Annotated in this window: 7 protein-coding genes and 1 pseudogene; 4 read left to right on the top strand and 4 right to left on the bottom strand. The window is 57.0% G+C overall.

Features of this window, described 5'->3' with window-relative positions; all coding sequences use genetic code 11:
- Both glmM and QZY01_RS04295 read left to right on the top strand, forming a co-directional pair.
- Window positions 1-143: pseudogene (gene glmM, locus QZY01_RS04300) on the top strand (phosphoglucosamine mutase); the annotation flags it as partial.
- Between the two features lie 156 nt (window positions 144-299).
- Entirely contained in the window at window positions 300-1,625 is a 1,326-nt protein-coding gene (locus QZY01_RS04295) for a glycosyltransferase family 4 protein (protein ID WP_294533784.1), read from the top strand.
- A 15-nt stretch (window positions 1,626-1,640) separates the two neighbouring features.
- Here the strand turns inward: QZY01_RS04295 and QZY01_RS04290 are convergent, their stop codons facing one another.
- A complete protein-coding gene (locus QZY01_RS04290; RefSeq protein WP_294533782.1) occupies window positions 1,641-2,597 on the bottom strand; it encodes a GDP-L-fucose synthase in 957 nt (318 codons plus the stop codon).
- The gene (gene gmd / locus QZY01_RS04285) at window positions 2,594-3,688 is read right to left on the bottom strand and encodes a GDP-mannose 4,6-dehydratase (protein WP_294533779.1); all 1,095 of its coding nucleotides are present in this window, start codon (window positions 3,686-3,688) and stop codon (window positions 2,594-2,596) included. Before gmd ends, QZY01_RS04290 begins: the two co-directional genes overlap by 4 nt.
- Window positions 3,689-4,121: 433 nt before the next feature.
- Between gmd and QZY01_RS04280 the strand changes: the two genes are divergently transcribed.
- Together QZY01_RS04280 and QZY01_RS04275 are read left to right on the top strand one after the other, a co-directional pair.
- Window positions 4,122-4,367, top strand: coding sequence for a type II toxin-antitoxin system ParD family antitoxin (locus tag QZY01_RS04280; RefSeq protein WP_294533777.1), 246 nt, complete (start codon window positions 4,122-4,124; stop codon window positions 4,365-4,367).
- Window positions 4,318-4,674: a type II toxin-antitoxin system RelE/ParE family toxin gene (locus QZY01_RS04275; RefSeq protein ID WP_294533774.1), complete on the top strand. Its 357-nt coding sequence runs from the start codon at window positions 4,318-4,320 to the stop codon at window positions 4,672-4,674. The genes QZY01_RS04280 and QZY01_RS04275 overlap by 50 nt, the downstream gene beginning before the upstream one ends.
- 108 nt (window positions 4,675-4,782) lie before the next feature.
- Here QZY01_RS04275 and QZY01_RS04270 read toward each other — a convergent pair whose 3' ends face one another.
- The gene (locus tag QZY01_RS04270; protein WP_294533771.1) at window positions 4,783-6,087 is read right to left on the bottom strand and encodes a UDP-glucose/GDP-mannose dehydrogenase family protein; all 1,305 of its coding nucleotides are present in this window, start codon (window positions 6,085-6,087) and stop codon (window positions 4,783-4,785) included.
- A gap of 651 nt (window positions 6,088-6,738) precedes the next feature.
- Window positions 6,739-7,995 carry a glycosyltransferase gene (locus QZY01_RS04265; protein WP_294533768.1) on the bottom strand — a complete coding sequence of 419 codons (1,257 nt, stop codon included), beginning with the start codon at window positions 7,993-7,995 and terminating at the stop codon, window positions 6,739-6,741.
- Window positions 7,996-8,293 lie beyond the last annotated feature (298 nt).

Genomic DNA, 8,293 nt, shown 5'->3' with positions numbered 1-8,293 from the left:
GGCTCGGCGCGGACGGACGTCTGGTGATCCGGCCATCGGGCACAGAACCGGTGATCCGCGTGATGGCGGAAGGCGACGACCGCAAACTGGTCGAACAGGTCGTGGACGACGTCTGCGAGGCGGTGACCAAGGCGGCGGCTTAATACCAAGGGCCCTTGAAAACGCCGACGGTATTACGGCATCTAGCCAGCGATTCGACGCCAAAACGAAATCTCAGCGCGGGGCTTTGCAAGCACTTCTTTAAAGGCTCTGGTTCCCCTGGGGATCAGAGCGCAATAGAATAGGTTGATCAGGAAAACATGCGAAAAAAAAACTTCTTGTCTCGTCATCCGCATCCCGTGAACAATTGCACAAGAATTTGGTTCGTCAACCGTTTTTTTTACCCGGATCATTCCGCGACAAGCCAGATATTATCCGATCTGGCCTTTCATCTCGTGGCGCGAGGCCAAAATGTTGGCGTCATAACGAGTCGGGACGCCTATGACGATCCGTCCGTGACTCTTCCTGCTTTCGAGAAAATCAACGGCGTCGCCATTAATCGTGTCGCGCGATCACGCTTCGGACGCGAGAAAATTATTGGCCGAGCGGTCGACTATTTGGGGCTTTACGGCGCCTTCGCCGCAGCCGCCACACGACTCGCTAAACGAGGAGATTGGATTGTCGTCAAGACCGATCCGCCTTTGTTGTCGGCGGCGATCGCTCCCGTAGCCAAAGCCAAAGGGCTTCGTCTGGTCAACTGGCTGCAGGACCTTTATCCCGAAGTTGCGTTGGGCCTCGGTCTCGAGGCGCTAAAGCCGTTCGCGCCGCTATTGATCGCCGCGCGCGACGCCAGCCTGCGCGCCGCCACCCGAAATATTGCGATCGGCGAAAAGATGCGCGAACGCCTCATAAAGTCAGGCGTCAATCCCGAACGGGTCACGGTTATTCCGAATTGGTGCGACAACGAAAGGATTCGGCCGCTCGCGGCGAAAGATAATCCTTTGCGCGAAGCTTGGGGGGTGGGGGACAAATTCGTTGTCGGCTATTCTGGCAACCTAGGTCGCGCCCATGAATATCAAACCCTGATCGAAGCTGCGGAACATTTACGCGGCGAAACGAACATTGTGTTCCTGTTCATTGGCGGCGGGGCTTTGACGGCAGGATTGAAAGCCGAGATCGAGAAGCGCGGCCTTTCACCAGCCTTTCGCTTCTTCCCTTACCAGGACGCGAGACTGTTGCCACAATCTTTGGCGCTTCCCGACATTCACTGGATTTCGTTGCGTCCCGAGATGGAGGGGCTGATCGTGCCAAGCAAATTTTATGGTATTGCGGCGGCCGGCCGCCCCACAGTCGCTGTCGCCGACCTGCGCGGTGAGATCGCGACGCTTGTCGATACTTACGATTGTGGCGACGCCGTCGTCCCCGGTGACAGCCACCGCCTTGCCGAGATCATCCGACTTTACGCCTATAACCCCGAACGGAAAACGCGCATGGGGAACAGCGCCCGCGAGATGCTCGAACGCGCCTTTAGCAGGGACTTTTGTCTGAAACGATGGGAAAACTTGTTTGCCGAAGAGTCCCCGCCCCAGTTGGCCATTTCGCCTCAGGTCTTGATCACGAAACCAACGGCAGGGGCCGTTTCCTAGATCGAAAATCAGTCGTCAGTTCCGGATTTCCCCTCGTCGCTCCGCCTCGACAAACCAATCATAGGCAGCCTTTAGACCATCGGCAAATGATGTTGTCGCGCGCCAACCCATATCGTTGATGCGTGAGACATCCATGCGCTTCAGCATAGTTCCATCCGGTTTCGAAAGATCCCAGACCAAGGCGCCTTCATAACCTGTCACCGATTTGATCTTTATGGCGAGATCCTTGAGCGAAATATCGTCCCCGACGCCGACATTGACGTGGTCGGTCCCGGAATAAGACTTCAGGAGAAAAACGCATGCGTCGGCAAGATCGTCGACAAACAGGAATTCACGGCGTGGCGTCCCGCTGCCCCAACAACTGACGCTTTCCGCATTTGCCGTCCTGGCTTCGTGAAAACGGCGAAGCAAAGCCGGTATCACGTGGCTTCCCGTCGGATGAAAATTGTCGTTCGGACCATAGAGATTGCACGGCATGGCGGAAATGAAATCCGCGCCGAATTGCTTGCGATAGGCCTGACAGAGCTTGATTCCGGCGATCTTGGCGATGGCATACCATTCGTTGGTTTTTTCGAGCGGGCCAGTGAGCAAGGCTTCTTCGCGAATCGGCTGCGCGGCCTCGCGCGGATAGATGCACGAGGAACCAAGAAACAATAGTTTTTGAACGGCGGTCAGATGAGCCGCATGAATGAGATGGCTCTCAATCATCAGGTTTTGATAGAGAAAGGCTGCAGGAAATGTATCATTGGCGAGAATGCCGCCGACTTTGGCCGCAGCGATGATCACCACGTCCGGCTTTTGCCGCGCCATCCATTGCTCAACTTCCGCTTGCCGCGTGAGGTCGAGTTCTGCGCGTTCCACAACAAGAATTTGGCAATCCTCCTGCCGCAACCGTCGCAAGCAAGCGGAGCCGACCATACCTCGATGCCCGGCCACAAATACGCGCCTACCCTTGAGCGAAAAGTGCGTCATGCGAATTCCTTGAGAAAATCAGCGATTTCCGACTGGCGCGGTTTGCCGCCCTTCGCTTCGACGAGGTCAGAAGCGACCATTTCGCGACAGAGTTGTTCAAGTCCGATCCTATGCGACCAGCCCAGTTTTTCGCGCGCCTTTGCCGGATTGCCGATCAGAAGATCGACCTCGGTCGGCCGGAAATAATCAGAATCGATCTTGACGATGTCGCGTCCCGACTTGCGGCATCGACCGATCTCGTCAACGCCTGCGCCCGACCAATCGAGTTCGACGCCGACTTCGGAGAAAGCCAGTTCGACGAATCTGCGGACAGTATGGGTCTCGCCAGTCGCCAGCACGTAATCGTCGCCCTGCTCCTGTTGCACGATGCGCCACATCCCCTCGACATAGTCCCGGGCGTGGCCCCAATCGCGCCGCGCGTCGAGATTGCCGAGATAGAGGCAATCCTGCTGGCCCAAGTGTATCGCCACTGCCGCGCGGGTGATTTTGCGGGTGACAAAAGTTTCGCCGCGAACGGGGCTTTCATGGTTGAATAAAATGCCGTTCGAAGCGTGGATGCCATAGGCTTCACGGTAATTCACGGTTATCCAGAAGGCGTAGAGCTTTGCCGCCGCATAAGGCGAGCGCGGATAGAACGGCGTCGTTTCATCCTGCGGCACGGCTTGAACTTTTCCGTAGAGCTCGGAAGTTGAGGCCTGATAAAAGCGCGTTTGCTTCTCCAACCCTAATATCCGGATCGCCTCAAGTAGCCGAAGCGTTCCTAAAGCGTCCGAATTTGCAGTATATTCCGGCGTTTCAAAGCTCACCGCTACATGGCTTTGCGCGCCGAGGTTATAGATTTCGTCAGGGCGCACTTCCTGGACGATGCGAATGAGATTGGTGGCGTCGGTCAAATCGCCATAATGGAGCGTGAAATGGGTCGGGCCTTCATGCCGATCCTGGTAAATGTGATCGACCCGCTGGGTGTTGAAGCTTGAAGAACGGCGTTTGATACCGTGCACCTCATAGCCGCGCGAGAGGAGAAGTTCGGCGAGATAGGCTCCATCCTGTCCGGTGGCGCCGGTGATCAGGGCGCGTTTCCTAAAGGGCAAAATCGCTCTCCTTGCATTAGATTTCGAATCAATTGTTTCGCACAAACGGCGCCTGGGACGCGTCGGGATCGCTTGAGCTTCTTTCGTTCCTTCCGCAAGAAAAAACGCGAGCGATTTAGGCCGCCCATCTATTCATATCAGGAGGAACCGTTCGCGTGGATCCGGCGCGCCGAAAGGCAATAGCAACGCGCTGAAACACGGCCTTTACACCAGCGAGGCCATTGATGAGCGCAAGGCCCTTTCGGAATTGATCCGCCAGTCACGAAAACTGGCGCAAAAGGTCGAATGATTCTAATTTGGTACGAATCAGCACGGGCGCGTAATGAATTGTCAAACCAGAGCGTCTGGTTTGCAGCCGGTGATATGACAGTTTTTGCCATTAGCTTTGCCAAATTTGCCACTCCGTGATAGGATCCTGCAATAGGAGACAGCCATGGCGACGATGAATGTATCGCTTCCCGATCCAATGAAAGCTTGGGTCGAGCGCCAAGCCGAAAGTGGCTTATACGGCAATGCTAGTGATTATATCCGCGACCTCATCCGCAAGGACCAGGAGCGGAAGGAAGCACTCGCAGTTTTGCAGGCTGCCATCACCGAAGGCTTAGCGAGCGGAGAACCGCAGCCCTTTGATGCGACAGCTTTCAAGCTCCGTATGCGGGAGCGACATGTCGTTCGCTGAGCGGCGAGAATACTTGCTTGCTCCGCGCGCTCTCGCCGATCTTGATGACATCTGGCGTTTCTCCGCGGAAAAATGGTCGATAGAACAGGCAGACCGCTATATCGACGATTTGGCGCAAATGTTCGAGACAATCGCGGCGATGCCCACGCTTGCTCGGGAGCGCAGCGAGTTCAAGCCACCTGTCCGAATCCATATCCATGAAAGGCGCCTCATCGTTTACACGATGGCCGAGGATCACGTCACAATCTTGCGCGTGCTGGGCGACCGGCAGGATTGGGTTTCGATCCTGAAGGCGGTCAACCAATGATGCGGGCGGCGCCCGTCCGGTCGGTCGTGTTTGCCCTGGAGGTTTGCAAGGCCATTTTTAGAACCTATTCGCTGACGCGGCCCTTCGGGTTTTCACGCATCCAACGTTTTACGCACGGCCGACGCTCACATATCTAAAACCGCGCCGGCGCAAATCTTCCGCACGATAGACATTGCGCAGATCGACCATCACCGGCGCCGCCAGTTCCTCCTTCAGTCGATCGAGATCAAGGGCGCGAAAGGCGTCCCATTCCGTCACGATGACCAGAGCTTGCGCGCCCTTTGCGCAGGAATAAGCATCCTCGCAGAAGGTCACGTCCGGCATCATTGACTTTGCCTGCTCCATGGCGGCGGGATCGAAGGCGCGCACCCGTGCGCCCGCGTCCTCCAGCGCCGTCACCAAGGCGATCGATGGCGCGTCGCGCATGTCATCGGTATTCGGCTTGAAGGACAGTCCGAGCACAGCGATGGATTTGTCCCGCACCGATCCGTCGCAGGCCGCGATCACTTTTTTCGCCATGCCGCGCTTGCGCTGCTCGTTGACCGCCGCGACGGTTTCGATCAGGCGCAAGGGCGAATCATAGTCCTGGCTGGTCTTGATGATCGCGGTTGTATCCTTGGGAAAGCAAGAGCCGCCGTAACCAGGACCGGCATGCAGGAATTTTGGCCCGATGCGCTTGTCCATACCGATGCCGCGCGCCAGATCCTGGACATTGGCGCCGGTTTTCTCGCACAGATCGGCCATTTCGTTGATGAAGGTGATTTTCGTCGCGAGAAAGGCGTTGGCCGCGTATTTGATCAATTCCGACGTGCGACGGTCGACGAAATAGAGCGGCGGCTGGTTGAGATTGAGCGGCCGATAGACCTCGCTCATCACTTCCCGACCGCGCGGGTCGAGCGTGCCGATGACGATGCGGTCCGGTCGCTTGAAATCGTCGATGGCCGCGCCCTCGCGCAGGAATTCCGGATTGGAGACGACGACGAAATCGGCGTCGGGGCGCGCCTGCGCAATGATGCGCTCGACCTCGTCGCCGGTACCAACCGGAACCGTCGATTTGTTGACGACGACAGTAAAACCCTTGATCGCGGGGGCGATCTCCCGGGCGACCGCATAGACATAGGAAAGATCAGCATAACCGTCGCCGCGCCGCGACGGCGTGCCGACGGCGATGAAGACGGCCTCGGATTCCGCCACCGCTTTGGCCAGATCGGTTGAGAAGAACAGCCTTTGCTGGCGGGTGTTGCGCGCGACCAGATCGTCGAGCCCTGGCTCGTAGATCGGAATTTCACCCCGCCGTAAGGCTTCAATTTTCGTTTCGTCCTTGTCCACGCAAGTAACGATATGGCCGAAATCGGCGAAACAGACGCCGGAAACAAGGCCCACGTAACCGGAGCCGATGATGGATATTTTCATGTCAATCTATTTGTTCCAGCCGATTTCGACGTCGGCGCGATGATGGGAAGGCCGCATCGTCCGCGAAATCGTGACCGAGGGCGCGGCCAGAAGGCCGCCATTGGCTAATGCATTGTTCGTGCTTTTGAAACCGGATTTCCGAAACCGGACGGAGAAACAGCGGAGGTGTGGCTTTCGCTCCGCACTCACCTAAAAAAATCGCCCGGAACGCGTCAGCAAGAGTTTATCGCGATCGCGCGCGCCATGCACTCCGGCGCTGGAAAGCGTCGTCAGGCCATTCAGGACACAAATTAATAGCGGGCGCGCCAATCGCCCGCACGACGGCTTCCACAACATAGGCGAGATACAGCGGAAAAAGCCTCCGGGCACCGAAGGACATCGCGGGCGAAGGCGCGAATGAAGCCGGTGGGGGGCCATGAGAATTGGACGGGTTGCGCGGCTTGCATGGTAAGCGTCCACCCGGCGCCATTCTGGCGGCGCGGGGCGCGTGTTTGGTAATGGTTGGACATGGATAGCAACACCCTCTATGAGGAATCGGGGTATAGCACTCATTTATTGCTCCTGCTCGATCAATTTCTGGAACGTTTTTTTCTGGATCGACGCTTCCTCCAACAAACCGCGCCTTTCATCGCTCCAGCCTCAGGAATCCCCTTAGTCATCTTCGCTCCTTATCAGCGGCCAATATCTTGGCGACCGTAAATTCGGCATCACATCCACGAAACCAGGTCGCGGCCCGTTTCCACGCAGCCAAGCATACACATCCGCCATTTGCACAGCGACGTGATCCCAGGAAAAATCCCGCTGCATCCAAGCGCGACCTCTTTCACCCATCGCGACGCGTTCATCCTGCGGCATCGCCATCCCATTCGCCAGCGCGGCGCAAAGTGGATCGATTCCTTGATCGATCCACCAGCCGCAGCCTTGCTCCACCAGTCCGCCCCATGGGGTCCCCCTCGTTGAGACGACCGGCGTTCCCGCCGCCAACGCTTCAGAGACAGTCATGCCGAAGTTTTCGTTGAGCGACGGCAACACGAACAAATCGGCGCGGCGGAACGCACTCAACTTCTCCTGGCCATAAACAGGGTCTTGAAACGACACACGCTGCAAATTCAAGGCACCTGCGAGCTTTTTCAATTTGTCTCTATAACCGATCTCGGAAGGCCCGATGAATTCCAGACGCCAGTCGGGATATGCAGCTTCGAGCCTCGACCAAGCCATGAGCAATGCATCGGCTCCCTTCTTCGGATGCAATCGGCCGAGATAAAGCAAAGTGCGCTCCGTTCGATTGTCCGAACCTGTTCGCGCATTCATAGGCGGCATGTCGACGCCGTTCGGAATGATCGCCACGGGAGCTTTCAGCCCGTATGCGCGAATTTCTTGAAGTTCCGCATCGCATGTTGCATGAAAACACGAGATGTTTTCGAGCGCGCGACGCTGAATTGCGACTGAAAAAAGCTCCTTTTTCCATCGTGAAAATTTTAGCGCCGCGTCGGCGAGCATGCCTCTCGGCGTGAGCAGCACGGGGACACAATGCTTTTTCGCCTGAAGTAGCGGGTAAATGTTAGGCATCTGCCACAAGCCGTGTGCATGCAGCGTTCCGCCTCGCGCAGCGGATGCCTCGATCGCAGCGTGGAGTTCGCTCGAAAGCCGCAGTTGGCTGATCCCGGGAACAAGGCTGAAGTCGTGCCGAAACCGTATAGTTTCCACGCCACCTTCCACTGTACGCGAGGGGGAGCCTATTGTTAGAAGCTCGACGCTCGCGCCGATTCTCGCAAGTCCCGAGGCGAGCGCGGGCACCGAATAGCTTGGTCCCGCAGACTTGAATTCCAGACTCCCAACTATGTGGGTCACCTGCAACGCCAATCGCGCAGAGGAAGACATATCAGATTGAAGCGCTCGCTTTTCCATGGCGTCTTTCTCAAGAGATCAATTAATTCTCGCTCACGACGTAATTTGATTGCCGGACTAGCCGGGATTATTCACAGCGCGTGATTTTTGGGGTGGCGGACATAGCTTAAGGCCATGATACGGCGCAGGATTCGGGTGTCTAAGCCAACCCTTCACGCGTTTCACGCCAGCCACGCCCGCCATGATCGACAATACGATTCTGCCCTTCTCGTTTCCAGCCGTCGCGCGCAAGAAAATCACAGCTGATTTCGACGGCGGTCGGCTCACGTCCGACGGCGGCGTCATGCTGCTCTCCATG

It is taken from the genome of uncultured Rhodoblastus sp. (genome assembly GCF_903903185.1).
Lineage (GTDB): Bacteria > Pseudomonadota > Alphaproteobacteria > Rhizobiales > Beijerinckiaceae > Rhodoblastus.
This window is presented reverse-complemented; position numbering and strand designations above follow the sequence as displayed.